Origin of the sequence: Streptomyces sp. NPDC096176 (genome assembly GCF_044763255.1) — a bacterium.
Taxonomy (GTDB): Bacteria; Actinomycetota; Actinomycetes; order Streptomycetales; family Streptomycetaceae; genus Streptomyces.
Genome location: NZ_JBIWFV010000006.1, coordinates 432647 through 458591, shown reverse-complemented (window position 1 = coordinate 458591; position 25945 = coordinate 432647). Strand labels below are relative to the sequence as shown.

Annotated in this window: 26 protein-coding genes and 1 pseudogene; 14 read left to right on the top strand and 13 right to left on the bottom strand. The window is 71.2% G+C overall.

Features of this window, described 5'->3' with window-relative positions; all coding sequences use genetic code 11:
- Positions 1-96 precede the first annotated feature (96 nt).
- The 4 genes from ACIQ7Q_RS19705 (at position 97) to ACIQ7Q_RS19690 (ending at position 4609) form a co-directional block, all read left to right on the top strand.
- The gene (locus tag ACIQ7Q_RS19705; RefSeq protein WP_403863272.1) at positions 97-1071 is read left to right on the top strand and encodes a hypothetical protein; all 975 of its coding nucleotides are present in this window, start codon (positions 97-99) and stop codon (positions 1069-1071) included.
- A gap of 62 nt (positions 1072-1133) precedes the next feature.
- Positions 1134-2354 (top strand): sensor histidine kinase, encoded by a 1221-nt coding sequence (locus tag ACIQ7Q_RS19700; RefSeq protein ID WP_403863602.1) that lies wholly within the window; start codon positions 1134-1136, stop codon positions 2352-2354.
- Positions 2351-3007 (top strand): response regulator, encoded by a 657-nt coding sequence (locus ACIQ7Q_RS19695; RefSeq protein WP_403863269.1) that lies wholly within the window; start codon positions 2351-2353, stop codon positions 3005-3007. The genes ACIQ7Q_RS19700 and ACIQ7Q_RS19695 overlap by 4 nt, the downstream gene beginning before the upstream one ends.
- A gap of 153 nt (positions 3008-3160) precedes the next feature.
- Positions 3161-4609 (top strand): peptidoglycan D,D-transpeptidase FtsI family protein, encoded by a 1449-nt coding sequence (locus ACIQ7Q_RS19690; RefSeq protein WP_403863266.1) that lies wholly within the window; start codon positions 3161-3163, stop codon positions 4607-4609.
- Positions 4610-4643: 34 nt separating this feature from the next.
- On the opposite strand, the gene bla is transcribed toward ACIQ7Q_RS19690, so the two are convergent.
- Positions 4644-5597, bottom strand: coding sequence for a class A beta-lactamase (gene bla / locus ACIQ7Q_RS19685; RefSeq protein WP_403863263.1), 954 nt, complete (start codon positions 5595-5597; stop codon positions 4644-4646).
- Between the two features lie 173 nt (positions 5598-5770).
- Between bla and ACIQ7Q_RS19680 the strand changes: the two genes are divergently transcribed.
- Positions 5771-6220: a hypothetical protein gene (locus ACIQ7Q_RS19680; protein ID WP_403863260.1), complete on the top strand. Its 450-nt coding sequence runs from the start codon at positions 5771-5773 to the stop codon at positions 6218-6220.
- A 141-nt stretch (positions 6221-6361) separates the two neighbouring features.
- Positions 6362-7624 (top strand): MFS transporter, encoded by a 1263-nt coding sequence (locus ACIQ7Q_RS19675; protein WP_403863257.1) that lies wholly within the window; start codon positions 6362-6364, stop codon positions 7622-7624.
- A 68-nt stretch (positions 7625-7692) separates the two neighbouring features.
- Here ACIQ7Q_RS19675 and ACIQ7Q_RS19670 read toward each other — a convergent pair whose 3' ends face one another.
- Complete coding sequence (locus tag ACIQ7Q_RS19670; RefSeq protein ID WP_403863254.1) at positions 7693-8856, bottom strand: hypothetical protein; 1164 nt, start codon at positions 8854-8856, stop codon at positions 7693-7695.
- Positions 8853-9797, bottom strand: a complete 945-nt coding sequence (locus tag ACIQ7Q_RS19665; RefSeq protein ID WP_403863251.1) for a 5-dehydro-4-deoxyglucarate dehydratase — start codon at positions 9795-9797, stop codon at positions 8853-8855. The genes ACIQ7Q_RS19670 and ACIQ7Q_RS19665 overlap by 4 nt, the downstream gene beginning before the upstream one ends.
- Positions 9798-10035: 238 nt before the next feature.
- Here ACIQ7Q_RS19665 and ACIQ7Q_RS19660 point away from each other — a divergent pair, with 238 nt between their 5' ends.
- The 3 genes from ACIQ7Q_RS19660 to ACIQ7Q_RS19650 are packed head-to-tail and all read left to right on the top strand — an operon-like array spanning position 10036 to position 12377.
- Complete coding sequence (locus ACIQ7Q_RS19660) at positions 10036-10860, top strand: NAD-dependent epimerase/dehydratase family protein (RefSeq protein WP_403863248.1); 825 nt, start codon at positions 10036-10038, stop codon at positions 10858-10860.
- Positions 10861-10908: 48 nt separating this feature from the next.
- A complete protein-coding gene (locus ACIQ7Q_RS19655) occupies positions 10909-11127 on the top strand; it encodes a hypothetical protein (protein WP_403863245.1) in 219 nt (72 codons plus the stop codon).
- Positions 11128-11171: 44 nt separating this feature from the next.
- Positions 11172-12377: a TerD family protein gene (locus ACIQ7Q_RS19650; protein ID WP_403863242.1), complete on the top strand. Its 1206-nt coding sequence runs from the start codon at positions 11172-11174 to the stop codon at positions 12375-12377.
- Positions 12378-12446: 69 nt separating this feature from the next.
- Here the strand turns inward: ACIQ7Q_RS19650 and ACIQ7Q_RS19645 are convergent, their stop codons facing one another.
- Complete coding sequence (locus ACIQ7Q_RS19645) at positions 12447-12677, bottom strand: hypothetical protein (RefSeq protein WP_037775011.1); 231 nt, start codon at positions 12675-12677, stop codon at positions 12447-12449.
- Between the two features lie 160 nt (positions 12678-12837).
- Entirely contained in the window at positions 12838-14280 is a 1443-nt protein-coding gene (locus ACIQ7Q_RS19640) for an alkaline phosphatase PhoX (RefSeq protein ID WP_403863239.1), read from the bottom strand.
- 116 nt (positions 14281-14396) lie between these two features.
- On the opposite strand from ACIQ7Q_RS19640, the pseudogene ACIQ7Q_RS19635 reads away from it, so the two are divergent.
- A pseudogene (locus ACIQ7Q_RS19635) lies at positions 14397-14501 on the top strand (3-oxoacyl-ACP reductase); the annotation flags it as partial.
- A gap of 188 nt (positions 14502-14689) precedes the next feature.
- Here ACIQ7Q_RS19635 and ACIQ7Q_RS19630 read toward each other — a convergent pair.
- Positions 14690-16144 (bottom strand): hypothetical protein, encoded by a 1455-nt coding sequence (locus tag ACIQ7Q_RS19630; protein ID WP_403863236.1) that lies wholly within the window; start codon positions 16142-16144, stop codon positions 14690-14692.
- Between the two features lie 267 nt (positions 16145-16411).
- Between ACIQ7Q_RS19630 and ACIQ7Q_RS19625 the strand changes: the two genes are divergently transcribed.
- Positions 16412-18253, top strand: a complete 1842-nt coding sequence (locus ACIQ7Q_RS19625; protein ID WP_403863233.1) for an endonuclease/exonuclease/phosphatase family protein — start codon at positions 16412-16414, stop codon at positions 18251-18253.
- Positions 18254-18299: 46 nt separating this feature from the next.
- On the opposite strand, the gene ACIQ7Q_RS19620 is transcribed toward ACIQ7Q_RS19625, so the two are convergent.
- Entirely contained in the window at positions 18300-18470 is a 171-nt protein-coding gene (locus tag ACIQ7Q_RS19620) for a hypothetical protein (protein ID WP_403863231.1), read from the bottom strand.
- Positions 18471-18640: 170 nt separating this feature from the next.
- Between ACIQ7Q_RS19620 and dapA the strand changes: the two genes are divergently transcribed.
- Complete coding sequence (gene dapA / locus ACIQ7Q_RS19615; RefSeq protein ID WP_403863228.1) at positions 18641-19561, top strand: 4-hydroxy-tetrahydrodipicolinate synthase; 921 nt, start codon at positions 18641-18643, stop codon at positions 19559-19561.
- On the opposite strand, the gene ACIQ7Q_RS19610 is transcribed toward dapA, so the two are convergent.
- Both ACIQ7Q_RS19610 and dapD read right to left on the bottom strand, forming a co-directional pair.
- Positions 19546-19749 carry a hypothetical protein gene (locus ACIQ7Q_RS19610; RefSeq protein ID WP_403863225.1) on the bottom strand — a complete coding sequence of 68 codons (204 nt, stop codon included), beginning with the start codon at positions 19747-19749 and terminating at the stop codon, positions 19546-19548. The genes dapA and ACIQ7Q_RS19610 overlap by 16 nt on opposite strands.
- 117 nt (positions 19750-19866) lie before the next feature.
- A complete protein-coding gene (gene dapD / locus ACIQ7Q_RS19605) occupies positions 19867-20856 on the bottom strand; it encodes a 2,3,4,5-tetrahydropyridine-2,6-dicarboxylate N-succinyltransferase (RefSeq protein WP_403863222.1) in 990 nt (329 codons plus the stop codon).
- Positions 20857-20955: 99 nt separating this feature from the next.
- Here dapD and ACIQ7Q_RS19600 point away from each other — a divergent pair, with 99 nt between their 5' ends.
- Positions 20956-22062: a hypothetical protein gene (locus tag ACIQ7Q_RS19600; RefSeq protein ID WP_403863219.1), complete on the top strand. Its 1107-nt coding sequence runs from the start codon at positions 20956-20958 to the stop codon at positions 22060-22062.
- A 103-nt stretch (positions 22063-22165) separates the two neighbouring features.
- Here ACIQ7Q_RS19600 and ACIQ7Q_RS19595 read toward each other — a convergent pair whose 3' ends face one another.
- Positions 22166-23128 carry an esterase/lipase family protein gene (locus ACIQ7Q_RS19595; RefSeq protein WP_403863216.1) on the bottom strand — a complete coding sequence of 321 codons (963 nt, stop codon included), beginning with the start codon at positions 23126-23128 and terminating at the stop codon, positions 22166-22168.
- Positions 23129-23367: 239 nt separating this feature from the next.
- Here ACIQ7Q_RS19595 and ACIQ7Q_RS19590 point away from each other — a divergent pair, with 239 nt between their 5' ends.
- A complete protein-coding gene (locus ACIQ7Q_RS19590) occupies positions 23368-24726 on the top strand; it encodes a PucR family transcriptional regulator (protein ID WP_403863213.1) in 1359 nt (452 codons plus the stop codon).
- On the opposite strand, the gene ACIQ7Q_RS19585 is transcribed toward ACIQ7Q_RS19590, so the two are convergent.
- The 3 genes from ACIQ7Q_RS19585 to sufU are packed head-to-tail and all read right to left on the bottom strand — an operon-like array spanning position 24723 to position 25945.
- Positions 24723-25088 carry a VOC family protein gene (locus tag ACIQ7Q_RS19585; RefSeq protein WP_403863210.1) on the bottom strand — a complete coding sequence of 122 codons (366 nt, stop codon included), beginning with the start codon at positions 25086-25088 and terminating at the stop codon, positions 24723-24725. The two genes, ACIQ7Q_RS19590 and ACIQ7Q_RS19585, sit on opposite strands and share 4 nt — an antisense overlap.
- Before the next feature lie 48 nt (positions 25089-25136).
- Positions 25137-25475 (bottom strand): metal-sulfur cluster assembly factor, encoded by a 339-nt coding sequence (locus ACIQ7Q_RS19580; RefSeq protein ID WP_100106553.1) that lies wholly within the window; start codon positions 25473-25475, stop codon positions 25137-25139.
- The gene (sufU, locus tag ACIQ7Q_RS19575; protein ID WP_403863206.1) at positions 25472-25945 is read right to left on the bottom strand and encodes a Fe-S cluster assembly sulfur transfer protein SufU; all 474 of its coding nucleotides are present in this window, start codon (positions 25943-25945) and stop codon (positions 25472-25474) included. Before sufU ends, ACIQ7Q_RS19580 begins: the two co-directional genes overlap by 4 nt.

The window sequence follows — 25945 nt, the reverse complement described above, 5'->3', positions numbered from 1 at the left end:
CCCCGCCTTGCCGGCAGTCGGGCTCCCCCGTGCGGCGGAGGGGGATCGTCGTCCGGCAGGAGGTGGGAGAGCAGCTGCGGGCGGCACGGTGGGGGCATGACAACGACCTCGGCCGACACCGGCCTTCCTCGGCGGATCCACCCCGGCAGGGCGGCACTGGCCGCCGTCGCGATCGCGGCCTGCGTGCCGTATCTCGGACTCAAGATCTCGTGGATCGCGGGCAGCCATGTCGGGATTCCCGACGGGAGCGCGCTCCTCGACCACCGTGTCGTCATGGCCGTGGCCAACAGCGTCACGGTGCTGATGGACGGCGCCGTCGTCGTCCTGGCGCTGCTGCTGACCCGGCCGTGGGGCCTCAGGGTCCGCGCCTGGCTGCTTGCCGTGCCGATGTGGGCAGCGACCGGGCTTCTGGCGCCGATCATGGTCGGCTTTCCGCTGCAACAGATCGGCGTCGCGTTCGGCGGCACCAGGACTCAGGACTCCGCCGAGCCGTTCCTCCGCGACTGGGTGTTCGCAGTCGTCTACGGCGGCTTCATCCTCCAGGGACTCACTCTCGGCACGCTGTTCGTGCTCTACGCCAAGGACCGCTGGGGTCATCTGTGGCGGGGCAGGGTGTGGGATCTGCCGACCGGTGCCACGGGCGCCTTCATGCGCAGGACCGCCGTCGCCGGTTCGCTGCTCGCGCTGTTCCCGGCCGTCATGCATGTGCTGTGGGCGACCGGTTCGACCGTCGCGCTCTCCGCGGACAGTGCCGCGCAGCGGGCCACGGACTTCTATCTGCAGGAGGCGACCCGCATCGGCTTTGCCGCCGTCGCCGTCGCCGGCGTCCTGCTGCTCGCCTTCCGGCTCCGGCCCACCCTGTCCGTGAAGTCGCCGCTGGCCATGGCGTGGGTCGGGTCCAGCGCCCTGGGCACCTGGGGCGGGTGGCTGCTGCTGGCCTCGCTCATGCCGGACAGCGATGAGGGAAAGTCGCCCTCGGCGCTGCTGATGCTCACCTACATTGGGGAGATGATCGCCGGCCTGCTGCTCGCGTGCGCCGTCGCCTCCCTGCTCCGCCGGCGCGGCGCGTGACGTACTCCGCTTCGTTGCGGCAGGCCGCTTCGGGACGGCAGGCCGGCTCCGTACGGCGGGCCGTGCGTGCCCTGCTCGGCCACCGAGCCAGGCTGCGCTGGGTCCATCTGGTCCTCGGCGGCGCGCTGTTGATGCCGTTCTGGCTGGTGGGCATGGTGGTCATCGGTCCGCTGACCGAGGAGAGGAACCTGTTCGCGGGCTCGGCGGCGCTGCAGTTCGGTTCGTACGCCTTCGCCCTCCCGCTCGTCGCCGTCGCCGGACTTTTCCCCATGGCCAGACCGCTGTCGGTGGCCGCCGCCCGGGCACTGTGCGGGGTGCCGGCCGAGCGGCTCGCAGAGGGGCAGGCGCGCAGCCGGGCGGCGCGGACGCGCTCCGCGGGCTGGCTCATCCTGCATCTGGGGCTCGGCGCGCTGGTCAGCGGAGCGTCACTCGCGCTGCCCCCGTTCGCCGGCGGGCTGATCGTCGCGCCGGTGTTCGCAGGGGTACGGGATTTCCTTCACGTGCCGGACACCGCCTGGTCGGCGGTGCTGCTGCCGCTCGCCGGCGTGGGGATGTTGCTGGCCCTCGCGGCCGTGTCCGCCGCGGCGGGGGCTCTGCTGGCCCGCCTGGCGCCGGTACTGCTCGGCCCCACCCCGGCCGACCGGCTGGCCGCGGCCGAGCAGCGGGCGACGGAGCTCGCCGAGCGCAACCGCCTCGCCCGCGAACTGCACGACTCCGTCGGTCACGCGCTCTCCGCCGTCACCTTGCAGGCGGGAGCTGCCCGCAAAGTGCTGGACAGCGACGTTGCGTTCGTACGGGAGGCGCTGGCCGCGATCGAGGAGACCACCCGGCGCACGGTCGGGGAACTCGACGCCGTAATCGGTCTGCTGCGGCAGGACGGTGACGGAGCCGGTCGGCTCTGCGGGCCGACGCTCACGGCGCTCGACGGGCTGGTGTCGCGCGGCGGTGTACCCGTGTCGCTGCACGTCGAGGGGGAGCTCGCCGCCGTGCCGGCGCCCGTGTCCCGCGAGGCGTACCGGATCGTCCAGGAAGGGCTGAGCAACGCCCTTCGCCATGCCGGGGGTTCACCGGTGACGCTGGGGATCGCCGTGGCCGGCGAAGGACTGGAGATCACGATGGAGAACCCTCTGCCCGAGCGGGCGCCGGTGGTGCGCCCGGGAGGCGGGCGGGGCCTGCGCGGCGCGGCGGAGCGGGCCGCGCTGCTCGGCGGCCGCGCCGAGGCCGGCCCGCGCGGCGCGGTGTGGCGGCTGACCGCCCGGCTTCCGCTGAAGGGGAACCGATGAGCACGATCCGGGTCGTCCTCGCCGACGACGAGCGGATGGTCCGCACGGCGCTGCGGGTGATCCTCGACGCCGAGCCCGACCTGACGGTCGTCGGCGAGGCGGCGTCGGGAGCGGAGGCGGTTTCCGTGGTGCGGGAACGGCGGCCCGATGTGGTTCTGATGGATGTGCGCATGCCGGAGATCGACGGAATACGGGCCACCGAGCAGATCCTCTCCACTTCCGAGGAGCCGCCTCGCATCGTCGTCGTGACGACGTTCGAGAACGATTCCTATGTGTACGACGCGCTGCGCGCCGGAGCGGCCGGCTTCCTTCTGAAACGGGCGGCGGCGGAGGAACTGGTGCAGGCGGTGCGGTTGGTCGCGCGCAGCGACTCGCTGCTGTTCCCGTCCGCCGTGCGTGCGCTCGCCGCCGAATACGGCCGACGGCGGCGGGAGGCTGCGCCGCCGTGGGCGGCCCGCCTGACCGAGCGTGAGGCGGAGGTCCTGCGGCTGATGGCCACCGGACTGACGAACGCGGAGATCGCCGGGCGGATGGGGGTCGGCCCGGCGACCGTGAAGACCCACGTGGCGTCGGTCCTCGCCAAGATCGGCGCACGGGACCGCACCCAGGCGGTGATCGCGGCGTACGAGTCGGGCTTCATCTCGCCCCGCTGAGCCCCCTGCCCCTGCCGCCCGCGCACCCGTCCGCGGCACCCGACCGCCCCCGCGCACCGGTCCGCGGCACCTGTCCGCCGCAGAGATGAAGAGACCATGAGAAAACGGGCGGACCGGAACGGAACACCCTCTGCCGCTCGTCCCTCGTACGGGATGAACAAGACGATCAGGCGCGCCGCCGTCTTCAGTCTGCTCCTGGTGCTCGCCCTGCTGGTGCGGGCGACCTGGGTGCAGGGCTACGAGGCGCAGGCGCTCACGGACCAGGAAAGCAACCGGCGGAAGGTCATCGCGCAGTACGCGCAGCCGCTGGGCGACATCGTCGTGGCCGGTTCCGCGGTCACAGGCTCGAAGAGGACGGAGGGCGGTGACCTCGCGTACAAGCGCAGCTACACCGACGGCGCGCTGTACTCGGCGGTCACCGGCTACAGCTCGCAGGCGTACGGCTCGACCCAGCTCGAGGGCATCTACTCGGGTGTCCTGGACGGCACCGACCTCCGGGTGAAGAGCCCGGTCGACGCGCTCACCGGCAAGCAGCAGGAGCCCGGTGACGTGGTGACCACGATCGACCCGGCGGTCCAGAAGGCCGGCTTCGAGGCGCTCGGCAACGCGAAGGGCGCGGCCGTCGCGATCGACCCGAAGACCGGGGAAGTCCTCGGCATGGTCAGCACCCCGTCGTACGACCCGTCGACCATCAGCGGCACCTCGGACGGCGACGCCTGGCAGAAGCTGCTCGACCGGGAGGACAAGCCGCTGCTGAACCGGGCACTGAGGCAGCCGTTGCCGCCCGGCTCGACGTTCAAGCTGGTCGTCGCGGCGGCCGCGCTGGAGGACGGCCTGTACGGGTCCGCCGACGAGAAGACCGACAGCCCCGACCCGTACCGGCTGCCCGGCACCCGCACCGACCTCGAGAACGAGAATCCGTCCGCGCCCTGCGAGGACGCGACGATCCGCACGGCGCTGCAGTACTCGTGCAACAACGTCTTCGGCAAGATGGCCGTGGACCTGGGGCAGGACAAGGTGCGGGCGATGGCAGAGAAGTTCGGCTTCAACGACAAGAAGCAGGACGTGCCGGTGCGGGCGTCGGCGAGTGTGTACCCGTCCGGGATGAACGCGTCGTCCACCGCGTTGACCGGCATCGGCCAGTTCGATGTGACCGCCACCCCGCTCCAGATGTCGCTGGTGTCGGCCGCCATTGCGAACGACGGCGTCATGGAGTCGCCGCACATGGTCTCCAAGGTGGTCTCCGCGGACGGCGACACCTTGCAGTCCTACGAGGACGGCGACTCCCGGCGGATCGTGTCGTCCGCGACCGCTGAGCAGCTGCGCAGCGCGATGGAGACCGTCGTCGAGGAGGGCACCGGGTCGAACGCGCAGATCCCGGGGGCCGAGGTCGGCGGCAAGACGGGCACGGCGCAGCACGGCGAGAACAACAGCAAGACGCCGTACGCCTGGTTCACGTCGTACGCCAAGGACCCCGGCAGCGGCAAGGAGGTCGCCGTCGCCGTCCTCATCGAGGACTCGGGGGCCGAGCGTTCCGAGGTCAGCGGCAACGGGCTGGCGGCGCCGGTGGCGCGGGAGATGATGGAGGCGGCGCTGGGCTGAGGCGCCGGCCGGCCGACTCGGCCCGAGACGCCCGCTACGACAGGGTGGCCGCGACGACGGACGCCGCTTCCGCGATCAGTTTGTCGTCATGTGCTGCGTCCTCGGTGGCGCGGTTCGACATGATCGCCATGACGATGGGCGCGGAGTCGGGCGGCCACACCACGGCGATGTCGTTGCGGGCGCCGTAGCCGCTGCCGGTTCCGGTCTTGTCGCCGACCACCCAGCCCTTGGGCACCCCGGCCCTGATGAGGTCGTCCCCCGTGACGTTGGTCCGCAGCCACTTCGTGAGCTGTGCGCGTTCGCCCTTGCCGAGGACGTCGCCGAGGACAAACGCCCGCAGGTCCCCGGCCAGCGCCCGCGGGGTGGTCGTGTCCCGCGTCTCGCCCGGCGCCCAGCGGCTGAGCTCAGGCTCGCGGCGCTCCATCCTGGTGACGTCGTCGCCGAGCTCTTCGAGCACGGCGTCCAGTCCCTGGGGCCCGCCGAGCTGGTCGAAGAGGAGGTTGGCCGCGGCGTTGTCGCTGTGGCGGACGGCGGCCTCGCACAGTGCGCCCAGGCTCATGCCGGTGTCGACGTGCTTCTCGGTCACCGGGGAGTGGTGGATGAGATCGTCCTTGGAGTACGTGATGATCCGGTCCATGCCGCTCAGGGAGTACTTCCGGAGCACGGCACCAGCGGCCAGCGCCTTGAACGTGGAGGCGTAGGCGAACCGCTCGCCGTCGTTGTGGGCGACCTCGCGCCCGGTGCCGGTGTCGACGGCGTAGACGCCCAAGCGCGCGTCGAACTTGCGCTCCAGTTCCTTGAACTCGCGCGCGACCGGCTTCGCGTCCGTTCCGGGCACCGTCTTTCCGGCGGACGCCGACGAGGCCGCGGACGGCGCGGGCGCGGGCGACGAAGCCGTGGAATCGTCCTGGCCGCAGGCCGCGAGCGGGACGAGGGCGAGCGTGGCGAGCGCACCCACAAGGGCGTGCCGGACGCGGGTGAACTGCATGGTCCCAACCTCCAATGCTTTCCTGCACTGTTCCACGCGGATCCGGCCGTACAGTGCCGGCTGCGGAACGGGGAGGAACGTGTCGCGCCTGCCCTGCGGGCGGCCCCTGGGCGGCGGGACACTGCGCACTGTATGCAGGAGCCCTCAACGGCCCTGTCCTACGGAGGACTTCTGTGCGTGCCCTGCCCCGTTCCCTGTCCGGCTGGACGATGGCGGTCTTCGGCATCCTGGCTGCCGTGCTGGGCGTCCTGGGACTGATAGCCCCGGACGCCCTTCTGACGACGATGGGCTTCGAACCCCTGGCCGACGCCCGCCGCGCGGACGGCGACCACACCCTGGTCTTCCTCACCGCTTCCTCGATGGCAGCGGTCAATATGGGTGTCTACTACGTGTTGGCCGCACTCGCGGACTGGAAGCCCTTCTTCCGCTGGACGGTCCCGTTTCGCCTGCTGACCTGTGCCGTATTGACCCTGGCGGTCGTCACCGGCCGTGCCCCGTCCGGCTTCCTCGGCGTAGGCCTGTGGGAGGGCTTGGGCGCGCTGGTCACCGGTGCGGCCCTGCGCCACGAACGACGCGGCCGAGCCGCCGAGGAGCCGAACGCCCCCGCGCCGGAAGTGGGCTGACGGGCGTCGGGCCTCCCGCTCACTACCGCACTACTCGCAGTGCCGTCGGGATAGGTCAACTGCCCGATCTCTCCGAGGGGCCTTAGATGCCAGGTTGCTCACGAAGACCGGAGCGGCAGGGCGGAAGGGCGGGCGCGAGGGATGCGATGGGCGGCGGGATCAGTACTGAAGGACCGCAACGCGGGGCTGTACCTGTCCGGAGTGGTCGTCTCCGGCTTCGGGACTTCCGCGATGTGGCTGGTGGCCGGAGTCTGGGTCAAGTCGCTGACGGGCTCGGACAGTCTGGCGGCACTCACGACGTTCGCGATGTGGGCGCCCGTCCTGGTCGGGCCGCTGCTGGGCACGGTCGCCGACCGGGTGCGCCGCAGGCCGCTGCTGATCCTGACGAACCTCGCCATGTCCCTCCTGCTGCTGCCGCTGCTCGCGGTGGACTCCGCGGCCCGGGTGTGGATCCTGTTCGCGGTGCTGATCCTGTACGGGGTGAGCTCGGTCGTCCACGACGCCGCGGAGGCCGGGCTCGTGGCGGCGGCCGTCGAACCGCGCCTCCTGGGCGACTTCAACGGACTGCGCATGACGGCGAACGAGGGCATGAAGCTGCTCGCCCCGCTTGCCGGCGCCGCACTGTTCACCCGGTCAGGCGGTGCTTCCGTGGCACTTCTGGACGCGATGTCCTTCGCGCTCGCTGCGGGGATCTTCGCGCTGATGCGGGTCCGGGAGGCGAAGCCGACGCCTCGGCAAGGCAGTTGGGGCAGCGACACCCTGGAGGGGGCGCGCTCCCTGTGGCGTTCTGCGTCTCTGCGCCCGCTCGTGCTCGGCGGGGCGTTGACGATGGGGCTGGCCGGCCTGAACGGCGCGCTGATCTACGCCGTCACGGACAAGGTGCTGGGGCACTCGCCCGCGTTCGTCGGTCTGCTGTATGCGGTGCAGGGTCTCGGCTCGGTGCTCGCCGGGCTGCTGGCGGGACCCCTGTTGCGCCGGCTGCCGGAGCGGTTGTTCGCGGCGTCCGGCATCGCGGTGTTCGCGGCGGGGGTGGGACTGCGGGTGCTGCCGTACGACGCAGTGGCGATGGTGTGCAGCGCGGCGATCGGTCTGGGGCTGCCGTGCGTGCTGATCGCGGCGATGACGGCGGTGCAGCGGGACACACCGGACGCGATCGTGGGCCGCACCGCCGCCACCGCGAACACGCTGATGTTCGTGCCGAACGCGGTGGCCCTGGCACTGGGCGCGGGCCTGGTGGCGGTGGTCGACGTCCGGGTGCTGCTGGCCTTGGTGGGCGGAGCGGGTGTGATCGTGGGGGCGTTCCTGGCGTGGCGGTCCTTTTCCGGCGAAACGCCCCTCCCCGAGACCCGGCCCGGACCCGCCCGGCCCGGAACCGCCCGGCACGAGAAGCCGCGCAAGCGCTGACGTCCTCGTGCGCCGAGCGGATCGGCACAGCCGCCGGGCACCTCGGCGGGGCTGCGCCGAGGGCTACGTCAGGGGGCTGCGCCCGGAAGCTGCGTCAGGGCCGAGCGGACGGCCGCCAGGTCCGCCGCGGAGGCCAGGCCCGCGTGATACAGACGCACTTCCGTCGCGCCCAGGGACGCCGCTCGTTCCAGGTCCGAGGACAGGGTCTGTGGGGTGCCGCCCATACCGCTCACCACCGTCAGGTTCGCCGCGAGCACCGTGCCCGCCGTCGCGTGCTCCGCGAACGGCGCGAGCAGACGGGGGTCGCCCGTGCACGGTACGACCACTCCGTCGGCGACCGACAGGATGTGCGCCGGGTCCACGCCCGCGTTGGCGCCGCAGTGGTGTGCGGCGGGGTCGGCGTGCAGCAGCACCTGGAAGCCCGCCGGCGCCGCGGCCCGTACAGCCCCGACGGCTGCTTCCTGGAGCGTACGGGCCGTGCGCGTACGGAAGTCCCATACCTCCCGCGCCCATGCCCGGTCGAGCGGCTCCGGTTCCGCCGATTCGCCGCGCCACACAGGTTCGAGGGCGGCGCGCACCGCCACCGCGAGCCGGTCCGGATCGAGGCCCCGGTGCCCGTAACCGTCGCGGCAGGACGGACAGAAGCAGAGCGACATCAGGTACTGCGCCGCGTCGCCGAGTCCGACCCCGGCGGTCTTGTCGTGGGCGTGCAGATGGGCCATGCCGTACCAGCCGCAGGACTCGAGTTCGGTACCGCGCGCGCCGGGCCGTACGGCCGCCTCCGCCGCGAGCGACACCAGGTATGCGCGGACCTCGGGCTGCGCGATGCAGGGTGCCCAGGGGTAGCGGTCGCCGTAGGCGTTGACGACCGAGGTGCCGGGATGCTCGTTTCCCATACGGGAGTTGTGTGCGAGGACCACCCAGGTGTGGACGTCGAGCCCCGCGTCGCCGAGAGCGGCCGCCGCCTCGCCGTACGCGTCCCCGCTCGCCCACGGTCCCGCCGGGTACGGCCGCAGCTCGCGCCCCGCCCAGCGTTCGGCGTCCGGCGGGTAGAGCACGGCGGCGTGCTCGGCGGTGACGATCCGGTGCGCCTGGTGACGCGGCGTCAGCGCACTGGTGGAGTGGTAGGCCGCGGCGAGCGTGACCTGCCGGACCCCGAGGTCCGCGACGCGGACCGCGGCCTCCGCGTCGCCGACGACGTCCCACGGATACAGGAAGGCGGAGGCCCTCACGCGTCGCCCTCCAGCAGCGCCCTGCCCTGCTCGATGAGCGCCGCGAGCTCCTCGATGTGCCGGTCCGTCGGCTCGGTCAGCGGCGGCCGCACTTCGCCGACGTCGAGCCCCTCGAGCCGTACGCCGGCCTTGACGAGCGACACGGCGTAGCCGCGGCCTTCGTTGCGCAGCTCCACCAGCGGTACGAAGAAGCCGTCGAGGAGGCGGCCGACCGTCTTGTCGTCGCCGGTGGTGAGCGCCCGGTGGAAGGCGAGGGCGATGTCGGGGGCGAACGCGAAGACGGCGGAGGAGTAGAGGATGATCCCGATGCCGCGGTAGGCGAGAGCGGTGAGCTCGGCGGTGGGCAGCCCGTTGAAGTAGAGGAAGTCGCGCTCGGGCACCTCGCGGCGTACCGCGCTGACGACCCGCTGCATCAGGTCGAGGTCTCCGAGGCCGTCCTTCAGCCCGATGATCTTGTCGACGCGGGCGAGTTCGACGACCCTCTCCGGCGTGAAGATCGCGTTGTCCCGCTGGTAGACGATGACGTCGAGGGACGTGGCCGCGGCCAGGTGGGTGTAGTGGCGGACGAGCCCTGCCTGGTCGGCGACGACCAGGTAGGGCGGCAGGGCGAGCAGACCCTCCGCGCCGGCCTCCTCGGCGATCCTGGCGTACTGCGCGGCGAGCGCGGCGCCGTAGCCGGTGCCCGCGAGGACGGGCACCCGGCCGGCCGTCTCCTCGACGGCCGCGGCGACACAGTCGCGGAACTCCTCAAGGGTCAGGGCGTGGAACTCCCCCGTCCCGCAGCAGGCGAAGACCGCGGCGGCGCCTGCGTCGACTCCCCGTGCCACATGCACACGGAATGCTTCGAGGTCGAGAGCGCCGTCCGGTCCGTACGCGGTGACGGGAAAGAACAGCGGTCCCTGGACCCGGGCGAGCCGGGCTGCGAGCGGGTCTGAGGTCACGGGCGCTCCCTGGGCCGTGCTCCGGGCTGCGAGCCCGTGCACAATTCTGATCGACGTCCATATTTCTGAACACCGACCACGCTAGGGCAGCCCGCGCGCGCCGGTCAAGACGGAAACCCGCATTCCAGGCACGGAATCACCCGCCTCGCGGGACACTTGACGGCACCCCGGTCGCTCCCTAGCGTGTCCACACATGTGAATACTGTCCATGGATTTGTGCAACGAAGGAGATCCGCCCATGCCCGATGCCCCCACCGTTCTGCTCACCGGCGCCGCCGGCGGGCTCGGCACCCTGATGCGCGGCCTGCTCCCCGCCTACGGCTATGACCTCCGTCTCTTCGACGTCACCCCCATCGAGGGCGAGCCGAACGCGATCACCGCCGACCTCGCCGACAGGGACGCCCTGCGCGAGGCCGTGCGCGGCGTCGACGGGATCATCCACCTCGCGGGCATCTCCCTTGAGGCCTCGTTCGACAGGATCCTGCGCTCCAACATCGAGGGGACCTACAACCTCTACGAGGCCGCGCGCGAGGAAGGGGTGAGGCGCGTCGTCTTCGCGTCCAGCAATCACGCGGTCGGGTTCGTGCCGCGCCCCGCAGGCGAGGCGCCGATCGCCCCCGATGCGCTGATCCCCGTCGAGACCCGCCACCGCCCGGACACCTTCTACGGCCTGTCCAAGTGCTTCGGCGAGGACCTGGCCCAGCTGTACTGGGACCTGCACGGCCTGGAGACCGTCTCCGTGCGCATCGGCTCCTGCTTCATGGAACCCACTTCGGTACGGATGCTCTCCGTCTGGATGAGCCCCGGCGACGGCGCACGGCTGTTCCACGCGGCACTCACGGCCGAGAACGTCGGCCATGCGGTGGTCTACGGCTCGTCGGCCAACACCCGCCTGTGGTGGGACCTGGCCTCCGCCCGTGCACTCGGCTACGACCCGCAGGACGACTCCGAGCAGTACGCGGAGAAGCTCATCGCCGAGCAGGGAGAGCTCGACCCGGACAACCCGGCCCACGCCCACCTGGGAGGCCACTTCACCACCGATCCGCCCCGGTGGCCGCACTGACCGGAAAACCATGTGCCCCCTTGACCGGGACCCGCCAGGATGACGGTCATGGCGAGACCTTTCGGCTTCACTTACGCACAGCAGGGCGACGGCACGGTCGTCATCACCCACCGCGGCCGCGCGGCAGGCACCCTGCGCGGTCCGCGCGCCCAGAAGTTCCTCACGGAGCTCGAGTCGGGGGACGCGCAACTGGTGATGGCGCGATGGACGGGTGCGTACAAGTTCGGAAATGAGCGCATGGCGCGAAATCACCCTCGCAACAGGTGACCAAGGTAAGGGAACGGCAAAGCGGACTCGCTCGTTACCCAGGCATGACAGCTATGACCCCCGGCTCGAACATCCCTCTGACCGCCCCGCGCGTGGCGGTGGACGTCGCCGCCCCGGTGCGGCTCGACGTATCGGGCCTGCTGCTCACCGCCGACGGCAAGGTGCGCTCCGACGACGACTTCATCTTCTACAACCAGCCCCAGGGCCCCGGAGTCACCTACCGCTCCGGCGGCGGCACGGCGCCGGACGCGATCGTCGTGGACACGGCGGTCGTGCCGCCCGGCATCGAGAAGATCGTCGTCACGGCCAGCCCGGACGCGGCCGGCCAGACCTTCCAGGGCGTCGAGCCGACCGCCACCATCCGCAATGGCGACGACGGCAGCCCGATCGCCACCTTCACCCCGCCGCAGCTCGGCTCGGAGACCGCACTGGTCGTCGTCGAGATCTACCTGCGCAACGGAGCCTGGAAGGTCCGCGCGGTGGGCCAGGGCTATGCGAACGGCCTGGCGGGCATCGCCACGGACTTCGGCGTCTCGGTCGACGAGGAGCCCGCGGCCGCCCCGGCGGCTGCCCCCGCAGCCCCGCCCGTCGCGGCCGCCCCGCCCGCTGACCCCAGGGTCGCGGCCACCCCGCCGCCCGCCGCTCCACCGGCCGCGCCCGCACCGGGCGCCGGCAAGATCAACCTGGACAAGGGCCGGGTCAGTCTGCAGAAGAACCAGACGGTGTCCCTGGTCAAGGGCGGCCGTCCGCTTCTGTCCCAGGTCAAGATGGGCCTGGGCTGGGAGCCCGCCTTCCGCGGCAAGGACATCGACCTCGACGCCTCCGTCATCGCCTACGGCCCCAACCGCAACCACCTGGACAGCTGCTACTTCGGCAAGCTGTCCATCCTGAACGGCTCCATCAAGCACTCCGGCGACAATCTGACCGGCGAGGGCGCGGGCGACGACGAGGTCATCGTCGTGGACCTGGGCAGGCTGCCCGCAGATGCGACGGGCCTCGTCTTCACGGTCAACTCCTTCTCCGGGCAGAAGTTCACCGAGGTCGCCAAGGCCTACTGCCGGCTGCTGGACGCCGCGACGGGCGAGGAGCTGGTCCGCTTCGACCTGACCGGCGCGGAGCCGCAGACCGGCGTGATGATGGCCAAGCTGATCAAGCAGTTCTCCGGCGAGTGGGAGATGACCGCCATGGGCGACTTCGTGAAGTCGCGCACCGTGCGCGGCATGGTCAAGCCGGCCGCGCAGGCGCTCTGAAACAGTCCGCCGGGGGCACCCGTCACAGCGACGGACGCCCCCGGCGGAGGGGATGCTCAAAAACGGTGCTCAGAGTTTGGCCAGTTTGGAGAACGGGCTGAGGATACGGCCCTGCCTGCCGGAGAAGTCGACGAGCACAGCGGCATTGTCTCCCTCCACGGCAAGGACTCTTCCGAGGCCGAACTGATCGTGGGACACCCTGTCGCCCGCTTCGAAACACTCGATCGGCGGCTCTTCCAGGGACGGACGGTTGAAGGGGCTGGACGGCAGGTGGCGCCGGGAACCGGCTGACTTTGTCATTGCCTGAAGTATGCGCCCCCGGCCCCCCGCCACGCCACGCCCGGACGTTTTCACTTCCAGGGCCAGTCGGCCGCGGGGCCTCGCCCAAGCAGCGCCACCATGCCGAATACGGCATCGCCGGGGCCCCGAACGGGTGCCGGAGAGGCCGTGTCCCGCCCGCTCAGCGCCGGTTCGGCTGCCGCTTCCACGGGCCGGTGATCGCGAACAGAATGCCCGGAGACTGGATGCTGGCGTACAGGGTCCGCCCGTCCGGCGAGAAGACGACACCCGCGAATTCGCTGAAGTCCGGATCGTCCTCGGTGCCGAGGTTCAGCTCGTTGCGGGCGATGGGGTACGTACGGCCGCTGTCCGTGGCGCCGATCAGGTGCTGCACGCCCTCGCCGTCCTCGGCGAGGATCAGGCCGCCGTACGGGGAGACCGTGATGTTGTCGGGGCCGTCGTACGCGCCGTCCTTCGACGGATCGGGGTTCATGCCGAACAGCACCTTCAGGGTCAGCGTCCGGCGGCGCGGGTCGTAGAACCAGACCTGGCCGTCGTGCTGCTCCGGGCTCTCCTCACGGGCGTACGAGGACACGACATAGGCGCCGCCGTCACCCCACCACATGCCCTCCAGCTTGCGGCCCCGGGTGACCTCGTTGTCCTTGAACTGCTTGCGCACGGAGACGTTCCGCGCGTCACGGTCGGGCACCTCGGCCCAGTCCACGCCGTACACCGTGCCGATCTTCACGGCGCGGGCGAGGTCGTCGACGAACCGGCCGCCGGAGTCGTAGCACCGGGCCGCCTGCAGCACGCCGGCGTCGTCGGCGAGGGTGCGCAACTGCCCGCGGCCGTGCTTGAAGCCGTGCGGCGGCACCCAGCGGTAGAGCAGACCGTTGGGGGTGTCGGCGTCCTCCGTGAGGTACAGGTGCCCGCGCTTCGGGTCGACGACGACGGCCTCGTGGGCGAACCGGCCGAGCGCCTTGACCGGCTTCGGGTCCCGGTTGGCGCGGCGGTCGCAGGGGTCGACCTCGAAGACATAGCCGTGGTCCTTGGTCATGCCGTTCTGGCCGGCCCTGTCCTCGGTCTCCTCACAGGTGAGCCATGTGCCCCAGGGGGTGGAGCCACCGGCGCAGTTCTGCGCGGTGCCGGCGACCCCGACCCACTGGGCGACCTCGCCGCTGCGGTGGCTCTCGACGACGGTGCAGCCACCAGGCGCGGCGGGGTCGTACACGAGGCCCTCGGCGAGCGGCACGGGGTGGGCGATCTTGGAGCGGTCGCCCTTGAGTTCATGGTTGACGACGAGCAGGGTCACCCCGCGCGGCCCCTCGAACGTCGCGGTGCCGTCGTGCTTACCGGGACTGAGGTCCCCCGACTCCAGCTCGGTGACGCCGGTACGGGTGAGGACGCGGTACCGGAACCCGGCGGGCAGCGCGAGCAGTCCGTCCGGGTCCGGCACCAGCGGGCCGTAGCCCGGCTCACGACCGTCATGGGTCTCCGCGCGGGGTCGCTCCTCCGCCGCGAGGGCGCCGGGAGCGGAAGCGAGCGCACCCACGGCGCCGGTGAGGGCGACGCCCGCGCCGGTCAGAGCGGACTGCCTGGTGAATTCCCTGCGGGTGAGCGACATCGATGTCTCCTGAGGGCCGGCTGATGTGTGCCACACCCTCCTGCCCGCGTACAAACGGCACTTGAACGCCGCACGACTTCGAGAGAGGCCTCCGCTGACATGACAATGCCCTCCACGGACGCCGCGTCCTCGTCAGCGGTGCGTCCCGGGGCCTCGGCCGTGCCGTCGCCCGGGCGTTCGGCGCGAACGGCGACCGGGTCGCCGTCCATGCTCCGGGCCGCACCGGCGGCGTGGCCCGGGTCCGTTTCGCTTGGCCTCCGGGTGCCGCTCCGGGGGCATGTCCGGGACTGCTTTCCCCCTCCGGAGGCCCCGCCCCCGCACCCACCCCCGGCAGGGGCCCACGGGGGGCGCAACCCCGGGACGCCACGCCCTGACCGGCCCCGCCCCGAGAACGCCGCGCAAGCGCGGCTCAGTGAGCCGACCGGGACTTGAAGGCCGCCTTCCGGGCCTCCTTCGCCGTCTGCTTGTCCCTGTGCAGCCGCCCCATCGCCTCCAGCACGTCCGCCGTCGCCGGGTGGTCCACCCGCCACGCCGCGTCGAAGAAGCCGCTGTGACCCGCGACCAGGCCCTCCACGAGGTCCTGGAGCTCGGCCGCCTCGCCCCCGGCCGCAAGTTGCGCGGCGATCGTGTCGATGGCCAGCCAGAAGATCATGGACTCCGGCGGCGCCGGCACGTCCGCGGCGCCCCGCTCCGCGAGCCAGACCCGGGCGAGGCCACCCAGTTGGGCGTCGTCGAGAACGGCGCGTACGGAGGGCTCGGCGGCCGGGCCGACGAGGGTGAGCGCCTGCTGGCAGTGGAGCCGGCGCAGCGGCGCGCCGCCGTCGTCGCCGCGGGCGGCGGCGAGCAGTTCGCGGGCGGCGGCGGCGGGTTCGCGCCGGGCGAGCCACTGCTCCGTCTCGGCGCGTGCGGACACCTCGGGGAAGTGGGCGAGCCCGTCGAGGAGTGTTTCGGCGCCCTTGTCCGCGAGGTCGCCGACCGCGGGCGCGTCGATTCCGGCCTCGAGCAGTCGGGCTCTGACGCCGTAGAGGCCGAGCGGCGTGAGCCGGACCATGCCGTAGCGGGCGACGTCCTCGTCGTCCCCGAGAGCGGCAGGCCCCGCGTCATCGACCTCTTCTGCCATCAACTCCTCGTCGACGGGCCGGTATTCGACGAGCCCGACCGGCTCGAGGAGCCGGAACTGGTCGTCGAGGCGCATCATCGCCTCCGAGACCTGTTCGAGGACGTCGTCGGTCGGTTCCCCCATGTCGTCGGGGACGATCATCGACGCGGCGAGCACGGGCAGCGGCACCGGCTCCTCGCCGGCGCCGTTCTCCGTGACGGTGAGCAGGTAGAGGTTGCCGAGGACGCCTTCCAGGAACGCGGCCTCCGCCTCGGGGTCCCACTCGAGTGTCTCGAGGTCGATCTCCCCGTCGTCGCCGATGGCAGCGGCGATGTCCTCGAGTACGGGCGCGGTGGCGTCGGCGAAGACGACGTCCAGGGCGTCCAGCCACAGACCGAGTACGTCCTGCGGAGAACCGCCGGTGACCAGCGCGAGGTTGTCCCCGGCGACGACGCTGCCGGTCCCGGAGTCGGTGTCGTCGGCCGGCTCCTCGACGTCGACGAGCCCGGTGTCGACGGCGACACGCCACGCCTCGCCGGCGTACGCGGGGCCGTCATCGATTGCCGCGCCCAGGCCCAGTTCCTCCGCCGCGGCCGGAAGCTGCTCGTCGACGAGTTCGCCGCCGACGCCGACCTGCGTCTGCGGCCCCGCCCAGCGGGCGAGGCGCACGGCCCGGGCCAGCAGCGGGGTGGCGAGCGCGTCCCGCGCCAGCTCCGCGTCCGAGTGCAGCCGTACCGGCGGCAGGGTGGGGCGGTCTTCGGGCATCTTGGTGGGTCTCCTCCGCGGCGTGCCGGAATCAGGCGGCCTTGTGGGCGACTGGACGGGCCCAAGCGTAGACGCATTTCATGCCGTTTCGCCGCGCTCGCCGCAGTACGGCAGGACGGGCGAGCGGTTCATCGGGCCTTCTGTCTCCGTACATCCGCCGACCCTTGACAAGTGGCCTGCTCAGCCAAGAGATTGACGCGCGTAGAACCCACCGTCCCGCAGGACGGGGCCCGGTGGACCCTCATCCCTCACATCCGGAGAACCTTGATGCCTTCCTCCGTCGTACCGAGAACTACCGCCGTCGCGGCCGCCGTCGCCGCCGCGCTGGCCGCCGGCCTGCTCGCCGGATCCGCGGACGCGTCCGCCGCCGACGCCTCCCAGGTGCGGATCCACGACATCCAGGGCAACACCCGCATGTCACCGCTGGTGGGGCAGCAGGTGGCCGATGTGCCGGGCATCGTCACGGGCGTGCGGACCTACGGCTCGAAGGGTTTCTGGTTCCAGGACCCGCAGGCGGACGGCGACGCGGCGACCAGCGAGGGCGTCTTCGTGTTCACCGGTTCGGCGCCGACGGTCGCGGTCGGCGACCAGGTGCTTGTCTCCGGCACGGTCACGGAGTACGTCCCCGGCGGCACGTCGTCCGGCAATCAGTCGCTGACGGAGATAACGAAGCCGACCGTCACCGTGGTCTCCTCCGGCAACGAGGTGCCCAAGCCCGTCACCGTCTCCGCCTGGTCGGTGCCTTCGGAGTACGCCCCTGAGGGCGACCCGGCGGCGGCGGGCAGCATCAACGGGCTCGCCCTTGAACCCCGCGAGTACGCCCTGGACTTCTACGAGTCGCTGGAGGGCTCGAACGTACGCATCGGCACCTCACGCGTGGTCGGGGCGACGGACCCGTACGCCGAGCTGTGGGTGACGGTGAAGCCGTGGGAGAACGACAACCGGCGTGGCGGCACCGTCTACGGCTCGTACGAGTCGCAGAACACCGGTCGCCTGCAGATCCAGTCGCTGACCCCGCTCGCCGAGCAGCCCTTCCCGAAGGCGAACGTGGGTGATGTGCTCGCCGGCACCACAGAAGGGCCCCTGGACTTCAACCAGTTCGGCGGCTACACACTGACCGCCCGCACGCTCGGCACGGTCCACGACCGCGGTCTCGAGCGCGAGAGGACCCGCCCGCAGCGGAGCGGCGAGCTGGCGGTGGCGACGTACAACGTGGAGAACCTGGACCCGTCCGACCCGCAGGAGAAGTTCGACGCGCTGGCGAAGGCCGTCGTCGAGAACCTCGCGTCGCCGGACATCCTCGCGCTGGAGGAGATCCAGGACGACAACGGCGCGAAGAACGACGGCACGGTCGCCTCCGGGCAGACGGTGAAGAAGTTCACGGACGCGATCGTCGCCGCCGGGGGCCCGGCGTACGAGGCGCGATCCGTCGACCCGCAGAACAACAAGGACGGCGGCGAGCCCGGCGGCAACATCCGCCAGGTGTTCCTGTTCAACCCGGAGCGGGTCTCGTTCACGGACCGCGCGGGCGGTGACGCGACGACGCCGACCGGTGTCGTGCGCGGGGAACGGGGACAGGCGGCCCTGACGCTCTCGCCCGGCCGTATCGACCCCGCGAACGCCGCCTGGGGCAGCAGCCGCAAGCCGCTGGCCGGCGAGTTCAGCTTCCGCGGCAGGCCGGTCTTCGTGATCGCGAACCACTTCGGCTCGAAGGGCGGCGACGAGTCCCTCGTCTCCCACCATCAGCCGCCGAACCGTTCCTCCGAGGCCAAGCGCCTGCAGCAGGCCCAGGCGGTCAACACCTTCGTCAAGGAGATCCTGAAGGCCGACCGCAGGGCCGACGTCCTGGTGCTGGGCGACATCAACGACTTCGAGTTCTCGCAGACGACGAAGGCCCTGGCCGACGGCGGAGCCCTCTACCCGGCGGTCAAGTCGCTGCCGCGCTCGGAGCGTTACTCGTATGTGTACCAGGGAAACAGCCAGGTCCTGGACCAGATTCTGACGAGCCCGTCGATTCGCGACTTCACCTACGACAGCGTGCACATCAACGCGGAGTTCTCGGACCAGAACAGCGACCACGACCCGCAGGTGCTGCGCTTCCGTCCCTGATCGCCCCCCGGCCCACGCGGATTGCGCGGGGTTCGCTCAGCTGGGCTCAGCTGTGCGGGCCCCGCGCCCAGGCGGTGACGTCCAGCTCCCCCCAAGTTCCGATGTCCAGGAGAGACGGCGGCGTCTGCGCCGCCTCTCCCTCCTCCGGAGTGACGACGAGGCGGGTGCCGGGTGTCACTGCCTCGCCGTCGTGGCATCCGCCCGTCGGCCCGGCCATGACCAGGACGGCGACAGCCCCTGCGGCCGTACGGCCCCGCGCGTCATCGTGTCCCTCTCGTGTCGACCCCGGCGATCACGCCAGGTCCGGCCGATTCGGTAGCACTGCTTCATGGTTCCCCACAGCAGATTTAACTGGAGCTACGCGGCAATGCGTCGCACACTGCCGACATGACCTCCTCCCCTCCCTTCGGCCGCGCCCTGTGCGCCATGGTCACGCCCTTCGACGACAACGGCGTGCTCGATCTCGACGGCGCCCAGCAGCTGGCCGCGCACCTCGTCGACAGCGGTTGCGACGGCCTCGTGCTCTCCGGCACCACCGGCGAGTCACCGACCACGTCGGACGACGAGAAAGCCGCGCTGGTGCGGGCGGTGGCACAGGCGGTCGGCGACCGGGCCGCTGTCGTCGCGGGCGTCGGCACCCCGGACACCCGGCACACCGTCGAAATCGCGCGGGCGGCCGAGGCGGCGGGCGCGGGCGGACTGCTGGTGGTCACCCCGTACTACAGCCGCCCTCCGCAGGCCGCCGTCGAGGCGCACTTCCGCCGGGTCGCGGACGCGGTGGGCATCCCGCTGATGCTGTACGACATCCCGGCCCGCACGGGCACCCGCATCGAGGTGGACACGATGCTGCGGCTCGCGGACCATCCGCGGGTCGTGGCCGTCAAGGACTGCGCGTACGACCTGCTGGGCAGCTCCAAGGCCATCGCCCGCAGCGGCCTGGCGTATTACTCGGGGTGCGAGGAGCTGAATCTGCCGCTGTACGCGGTGGGCGGCGCGGGCTTCGTGTCGACCGTGGCCAACGTCGCGCCCGCGCAGCTGCGCGCCGCCCTGGACGCGCACGACGCCGGGGACAACGCCCGGGCGACGAGGCTGAACCAGCTCACCCTGCCGCTCGCCGAGCTGATGATGGCGTCCGGGCTGCCGGGAACGGTGACCGCGAAGACACTGCTCGGCGCGCTCGGTCTGCCGGGCGGGCCGGTGCGCGAACCACTGCAGCCCGCCGGCCGCGAGGCGGCCGACGGGCTGCTGCAGGCGTATGTCGAGCTGACCGGCGGACAGCTCGCAGGGCTGTCTCAGCCGTGCACGTAGGTGCTGCCCAGGATCGCGGCATGCTCCAGCACGTCCTCGAGCGGGTCGTCGATCTGACCCGTCGAGATCAGGGAGACGTTGTGGCCGTTGTGCGAGGCATTGTGGGTCTCGTCGGCCTGTGCCAGCCCGTACGAAAACACCGTGGCGAACAGCGCGAGCACGCCGAGAGCGATCAGCCTGGTCTTCATGTCGGTTCCTCGCCTTGCCCGTTCGGGAGTGGTGCGACTCTGCGTCCGGCCTGTTCATCCGCCTCCAGGAGGCGGAAGTTACGCAGAGTCACACGAACGAGACGAGGAACGCCGCGATCAATTGTGGGTGTGCAGCACGTCGTTGAGGCCGCCCCAGACCGCGTTGTTCGGGCGGGCCTCGACGGCGCCGGTGACCGAGTTGCGGCGGAAGAGGATGTTGCTCGCGCCGGAGAGCTCGCGAGCCTTGACGATCTGCCCGTCCGGCATCGTGACCCGGGTGCCGGCAGTGACGTACAGACCGGCCTCGACGACACACTCGTCGCCCAGCGCGATACCCACACCTGCCTCGGCGCCGATCAGGCAGCGCTCGCCGATGGCGATGATCACGTTGCCGCCGCCGGACAGGGTGCCCATCGTGGAGGCGCCGCCGCCGATGTCGGAGCCGTCGCCGACGACGACGCCGGCGGAGATGCGGCCCTCGACCATCGAGGTGCCGAGAGTGCCGGCGTTGAAGTTGACGAAGCCCTCGTGCATGACGGTGGTGCCCGCGGCGAGGTGCGCGCCGAGGCGGACACGATCGGCGTCGGCGATGCGCACGCCCTTGGGGGCGACGTAGTCCGTCATCCGCGGGAACTTGTCGATCGAGGTGACCTGAAGGTGCAGACCCTCGGCGCGGGCGTTGAGGCGCACGGTCTCGACCTGGTCGACGGCGACAGGCCCGAGGCTGGTCCAGGCGACGTTGGCGAGCAGCCCGAACAGGCCGTCCAGGCTCTGGCCGTGCGGCTTGACGAGCCGGTGGGAGAGCAGGTGCAGACGCAGGTAGGCGTCGTGGGCGTCCAGCGGCTTGTCGTCGAGCGAGGCGATGACGGTGCGGACGGCGACGACCTCCACGCCGCGTCGCGCGTCGGGGCCGACGGCCTTCGTGGCGGCGGCACCGAGGAGCTCTGCGGCCTGCTCGGCGGTCAGCCGCTCGGTGCCGGCGGGGCCGGGCTCGGCGACGAGCTCGGGGGCGGGGAACCAGGTGTCGAGAACGACGCCGTCGGCGGTGATGGTGGCGAGGCCGGCGGCGACGGCGCCGGTGGTACGGGGTGCGGGCGTGTCGGTCATGACAGAAAACCTAACCGGCGAGACGCCACCCGGGCCAACCGGTCTCAGGTGCCGGGCGCTACGGTGTGCGATCGACAGCAGAAGCACTCGGGGGGACCGATGACCTACGGAAACATGCCGCCGCACGCGGGCGCGCCCGGCCCGCTCGGTCCGCCGCCGGGCTGGGGCGGCTGGATGCCGCCGCCCCCCAAGCCGGGGGTCGTACCGCTGGGGCCGCTCGGTCTCGGCGAGATACTCGGCGGGGCCTTCGCGACGATCGGCCGCCACTGGAAGCAGTTGCTCGGCATGGCCTTCGCCGCATACGGCATGGCGCTCGTGATCATCGGCGGCGCCATCGCCATCGCGTACGCGGCGGTCTCCGACCGCCTCGACCGGGTGCTGGACCCCGAGGGCCCGTCCGGCTGGGACGACGTCTGGCCGCTCCTGCTCACCTTCGGAGGGGTGTACCTCTTCGGCCTGCTCGTGATGCTGATGGCCAGTGCGCTGGTCTACGCGAGCTGTCCCGCTGTCCTCCAGGACGCGGTCCTGGGCCGGCCCTCGGCGTTCGGCGCCGTGTGGGGCCGCAGCCTGGCCAGATTGTGGTCCGTGATGGGCAGTGTCGTGCTCACCGCGCTGATCGCGGCGGTGCCGATGCTGCTGTTCGCGGCGGCAGGCGTCGCCCTGTTCATCTCGCTGATCACGCTGAGCCTGGACGGTACGGGCGGCGACTTCGGCTGGCTGATCCTGATCGGTTTCCTCGGTGCGCTGGCCACCGGTCCGGCGGCCGTCTGGCTCTGGGTGAAGTTCTGCCTCGCCCCCGCCGCCGCCGTGTTCGAGGGGCAGGGCGCCGTCGCGGCGATGACCCGCTCCGCGCAGTTGGTGCGCGGCGACTGGTGGCGGATCTTCGGTATCGCGCTGCTGGCCTACGCGATGGCGGGCGTGGCCGGCTATCTCGTCCAGCTGCCGCTGTCGCTTCTCAACCTCTTCGGCCCGAGCCTGACGGACGACGCGTCCACCAGCGGGGCCGCCCTCACGATCGTCATCACGTCGCTGGCGTTCGGCCTGGTCACCTCGCTCGTCGGCCAGGCGCTGACGGCCGTGTTCCCTCAGTTGGTGGTGAGCCTGCTCTACGTCGACCGGCGCATCCGCACGGAGAATCTGGCGCCGGCCCTCGCCGAGGCGGCCGGCGTGCCTTGGCAGGCGCCACCGGCCGCTCCCAGGTTTTGAGTCAGAGCCCGACCTGAGTCAGAGCCCGACCTGAGTCAGAGCCCGACCTGAGTCAGAGCCCGACCTGAGTCAGAGCCCGACCTGAGTCAGCACCCAACCTGCGTCAGAGCCACTGCATGCCGTAGCCGCGGCAGACGGGCCGGAAGTCGGCGGGCCCGTCGGCGAGGGCGTTCATGGTCATCTGGAGGGTCGGGTCGTCGTTGAACAGGCCCATGTGACCGGCTCTGTCGTCGGGGCACTCGTCCTGGAGAACGATGTTGTCGACGTCCTCGCCTTCGAGCGCCTGCGTCGCGTACGGCGTCACGACGGTGTCGGTCTTGGTCATGATCACGGTGTACCGGGGGCCCTTTGGAACCGTGTCGCCGTCCGCCCACATCTGCGTGGTGTAGTCGCTGGTGTCGGTCTGCTCGATGACGCCAGGGAAGCGTGCCGCGTTCGACAGACCGGTGACGAAGCCCATGACCCTCAGGTTGTTGCCGAGGTCGACGATGCCGTTGAGGTCTGTTCCGTGGGAGCTCGGAGCCCAGCCGACGTAGCGGTCGACCTTGGCGGCGCCGTCCATCTTCTTCATCCACCACATCGCCACGCTCCCGCCGAGCGAGTGACCGACGATGTCGACCTTCTTCGCGCCCGTGGCCTGCTGGACCTTTGCCACGAAGGCGTCCAGCTGCGCGGCCGAGTCCTTGTTGCTGCCGAGACCGCCCACGCGGCCGAAGGAGAACGGTGTGAACCCGTAGTTCATGGCGTAGACGCAGTAGCCCTCGTTCTTCAGGCGCGGGGCCGCCTTCACGAAGTTGGCGCCGATGTTGAAGAACGTGCCCGGCAGCATGACAACCGGATCGGGGTGCTCGGCGCTCGGCCTGCACGACCAGTCGTTGGCTCCGGCCACGGCGCCCGGCGAGGTCACGTAGTTCCACAGTGCCTGGCCCACGCCGCCTTCCCGCAGCGGCCCCTGCTCGGCGGCCTGAGCGGGGGCGGCGGCACAGGTGAGAAGGGCCGCGGCCGCGACGGCGGCCGCGGTCGCACCGGTGCGCGGTCTCCGCGCAGACCATTCGTTCCCTGACATGCAGTGCTCCTGATGGTCACTCAGCCCGTCCCGGGCTGAAGGTCGGTGGGGGGTGGCACAGTGCGTGCCCCGGAGAAGACTGGCCGGAATCCGGCGCACCGTGCCCCGGCGGGCGTCCAAAGATCCGGTCGGGGGTTTGTGAGCCGTCACAAGCACCCGGATCTCCTTGACACTGCGTGTGGGCTGCGGCGACCTTGGTTACCGGACAGTAGGGACGGGGGCGTCTATGAGGTCGCATCGTGGTCGGTGACGGGGTGGTCCGAGGCAGGGCGGTCGGTGACGGGGTGCCCGGCGGCGGGGCGGACCGTGGCGGGGTGCCCGGCGGCCGGGCGGACCGTGGCGGGTACCTGCCGCTCTCCTTCGGCGGGATCCCGGTTCATCAACGGCTCGCCGGATCCGCGCACGAACTGGCGTCGTCCGTCCTCGCGCGGCTCGTCGACCTGGTGCCGGTCTACGGCACGCTGCCCGCCGAGCAGTTGCGCAGCGATACCCGCCGGGTCATCGAGCAGGGCATACGCGCCTTCACGGCCGTCCTGCGCACCGGTGAGCTCCCGGACGAGGCCCAGCTGCAGGTGATCCGGCAATCGGCCGCCAAGCGGGCGGAGGAGGGTGTGCCGGTCGAGGCGGTGATCAGCGCCTACCACGTGGGCGCCCAGGAGTGCCTGGAGAGGATGTCCCTGCACGCGACCCCGGCGGATCTGGCAGCGGTGCAGGCCGCCCATCTGCTGGTCCTGAAGTTCCTGGAGCAGATGACGGCGACCGTCGTCGCCGGCTACTTCGCCGAACGGCAGGCGGTCGTGAGCGACGAGCAGTCGGCCCGGCAGTCAATGCTGGCGGCGCTCCTCAAGGGCGACGACGTCCGCGGCACGGCCGCCCGCTGGGGCATCCCGCTCCCGGCCTGCTATCTGGTCCTCGGACTCTCCGTCGGCGCCCACCCCGACGAGAGCGCCGACGGGGTGAGTCCTGTGATCGCCGGCAGGCGCAAACTGCGCAGGCTACGGGTCGAGTTGGACCGGCATGTGGCGGGCCCGGTGCTGTCCGCCCTGTCCGGCGACGGCGGAACCGCCCTGATCCCCTACCGGACGCCGGCCGCGCAGCTGGCGGACCGGGACTGGGCCTGGCTGTCCGGCGTGGTGTCGCACATGAGCCGGGTCGCCGGTGTCGACATCGTGGCCGGAGCGGCGGCAGCCGACCCCGAGGACGCGGCCGGTGCGGCCCGCCTGGCCCAGGAGATACGGCGGGTGGCGGTGGCAGCGGGTCGCGAGCCCGGCGTCCACCGCCTCAGTGACGTGTTGCTGGAGTACCAGCTGATGCAGCCGGGCCCCTCACGGGATGCGCTGGCGGAACTGATGCGGCCGCTGGCGGACCGCCCCGAACTGCTGGGCACGCTCCGGATGTTCCTGGCGTGCGGTCTGAGCCGGCAGCTCACCGCGGAACGGCTGCGGGTGCACCCGAACACGGTGGACTACCGGTTGCGCCGCGCCGCCGAAGCCACGGGCCTGGACGCCACGTCGGGTGCCGACGTCATGCGGGTGAGGGCGGCGCTGAGCGCCCACGACGCGCTCGCCGTGCGGCCTGATCCGAACGAGAGGCCCTAGTCGAGGAGCGTCTTCTTCGGCCGCAGCACACAGAATTCGTTGCCCTCGGGATCGGCGAGGAGGACCCAGGTGACGTCCTCGCCCTGCCCCACGTCCGCCCGCCGTGCCCCGAGGCCGATGATCCTCTTCACCTCCGCGTCCTGGTCGTCGGGCGTGAGGTCGAGGTGCAGCCGGTTCTTGACGGTCTTGTGCTCGGGAACCGTGAGGAACACGATGCCCGGCAGGGTGCTCGCATCGGCGCCGATGACGATCTCTTCCGGGTCCTCGTACACGACGTGCCAGTCGAGGACCTCGGCCCAGAACCGGGCGAGCGTCTTCGCGTCATGACAGTCGATCGCGATGTGGTACAGAGAAACGGCCATGCGCACCAGTGTGCCTGGCGGGCATGGCCGCTTCCCGGGAAACGTCGATCAGACGTTGAAGCCGAGCGCGCGCAGCTGCTCACGCCCATCGTCCGTGATCTTGTCAGGGCCCCACGGCGGCATCCAGACCCAGTTGATCTTCAGCTCGTTGACGATGCCGTCGGTCGCGGCCTTCGCCTGGTCCTCGATCACGTCGGTCAGTGGACATGCAGCCGAAGTCAGCGTCATGTCCAGCGTCGCGACGTTGGAGTCGTCGATGTGGATGCCGTAGATGAGGCCGAGGTTGACGACGTCGATGCCCAGCTCGGGGTCGACGACGTCGTACAGCGCCTCGCGGACCTCCTCCTCGGACGCCGGCTTCGTCGCTACCGTCTCGTTCTCGCTCATGCGGTCTTCCTCTCCGCGTTGTCGCGGGTCTCACCCATCGCCTGGGCCGTCGCGTCCTTCCACGCCATCCAGCTCAGCAGCGCGCACTTCACTCGAGCGGGGTACTTGGAGACACCGGCGAACGCGACCGCGTCCTCCAGCACCTCCTCCATCGCATCGTCCGGCTCGATCTGGCCCTTGGACTGCATCAGCTCCAGGAACGTGCCCTGGATCTTCTGCGCCTCGGCGAGCTCCTTGCCGACCAGCAGTTCGTTCAGCACGGACGCGCTGGCCTGGCTGATGGAACAGCCCTGCCCCTCGTAGGACACGTCCTCGATGCGCGATCCGTCGTACTTCACCCGGAGCGTGATCTCGTCGCCGCACGTCGGATTGACGTGGTGCACCTCGGCGTCCCCGTCCCGCAAGCCCCGACCGTGCGGGTGCTTGTAGTGGTCCAGGATGACGTCCTGGTACATCGAATCCAGCTTCAC

What these genes read in the sequence shown, in the direction of transcription:
- ACIQ7Q_RS19705 (WP_403863272.1), top strand. Translation starts at nt 97, where the DNA reads ATGACAACGACCTCGGCCGACACCGGCCTTCCTCGGCGGATCCACCCC.
- ACIQ7Q_RS19695 (WP_403863269.1), top strand. Translation starts at nt 2,351, where the DNA reads ATGAGCACGATCCGGGTCGTCCTCGCCGACGACGAGCGGATGGTCCGC.
- ACIQ7Q_RS19690 (WP_403863266.1), top strand. Translation starts at nt 3,161, where the DNA reads ATGAACAAGACGATCAGGCGCGCCGCCGTCTTCAGTCTGCTCCTGGTG.
- bla (WP_403863263.1), bottom strand. Translation starts at nt 5,597, where the DNA reads ATGCAGTTCACCCGCGTCCGGCACGCCCTTGTGGGTGCGCTCGCCACG.
- ACIQ7Q_RS19675 (WP_403863257.1), top strand. Translation starts at nt 6,362, where the DNA reads ATGCGATGGGCGGCGGGATCAGTACTGAAGGACCGCAACGCGGGGCTG.
- ACIQ7Q_RS19660 (WP_403863248.1), top strand. Translation starts at nt 10,036, where the DNA reads ATGCCCGATGCCCCCACCGTTCTGCTCACCGGCGCCGCCGGCGGGCTC.
- ACIQ7Q_RS19655 (WP_403863245.1), top strand. Translation starts at nt 10,909, where the DNA reads ATGGCGAGACCTTTCGGCTTCACTTACGCACAGCAGGGCGACGGCACG.
- ACIQ7Q_RS19650 (WP_403863242.1), top strand. Translation starts at nt 11,172, where the DNA reads ATGACAGCTATGACCCCCGGCTCGAACATCCCTCTGACCGCCCCGCGC.
- ACIQ7Q_RS19645 (WP_037775011.1), bottom strand. Translation starts at nt 12,677, where the DNA reads ATGACAAAGTCAGCCGGTTCCCGGCGCCACCTGCCGTCCAGCCCCTTC.
- ACIQ7Q_RS19640 (WP_403863239.1), bottom strand. Translation starts at nt 14,280, where the DNA reads ATGTCGCTCACCCGCAGGGAATTCACCAGGCAGTCCGCTCTGACCGGC.
- ACIQ7Q_RS19630 (WP_403863236.1), bottom strand. Translation starts at nt 16,144, where the DNA reads ATGCCCGAAGACCGCCCCACCCTGCCGCCGGTACGGCTGCACTCGGAC.
- ACIQ7Q_RS19625 (WP_403863233.1), top strand. Translation starts at nt 16,412, where the DNA reads ATGCCTTCCTCCGTCGTACCGAGAACTACCGCCGTCGCGGCCGCCGTC.
- ACIQ7Q_RS19620 (WP_403863231.1), bottom strand. Translation starts at nt 18,470, where the DNA reads ATGGCCGGGCCGACGGGCGGATGCCACGACGGCGAGGCAGTGACACCC.
- dapA (WP_403863228.1), top strand. Translation starts at nt 18,641, where the DNA reads ATGACCTCCTCCCCTCCCTTCGGCCGCGCCCTGTGCGCCATGGTCACG.
- ACIQ7Q_RS19610 (WP_403863225.1), bottom strand. Translation starts at nt 19,749, where the DNA reads ATGAAGACCAGGCTGATCGCTCTCGGCGTGCTCGCGCTGTTCGCCACG.
- dapD (WP_403863222.1), bottom strand. Translation starts at nt 20,856, where the DNA reads ATGACCGACACGCCCGCACCCCGTACCACCGGCGCCGTCGCCGCCGGC.
- ACIQ7Q_RS19600 (WP_403863219.1), top strand. Translation starts at nt 20,956, where the DNA reads ATGACCTACGGAAACATGCCGCCGCACGCGGGCGCGCCCGGCCCGCTC.
- ACIQ7Q_RS19595 (WP_403863216.1), bottom strand. Translation starts at nt 23,128, where the DNA reads ATGTCAGGGAACGAATGGTCTGCGCGGAGACCGCGCACCGGTGCGACC.
- ACIQ7Q_RS19585 (WP_403863210.1), bottom strand. Translation starts at nt 25,088, where the DNA reads ATGGCCGTTTCTCTGTACCACATCGCGATCGACTGTCATGACGCGAAG.
- ACIQ7Q_RS19580 (WP_100106553.1), bottom strand. Translation starts at nt 25,475, where the DNA reads ATGAGCGAGAACGAGACGGTAGCGACGAAGCCGGCGTCCGAGGAGGAG.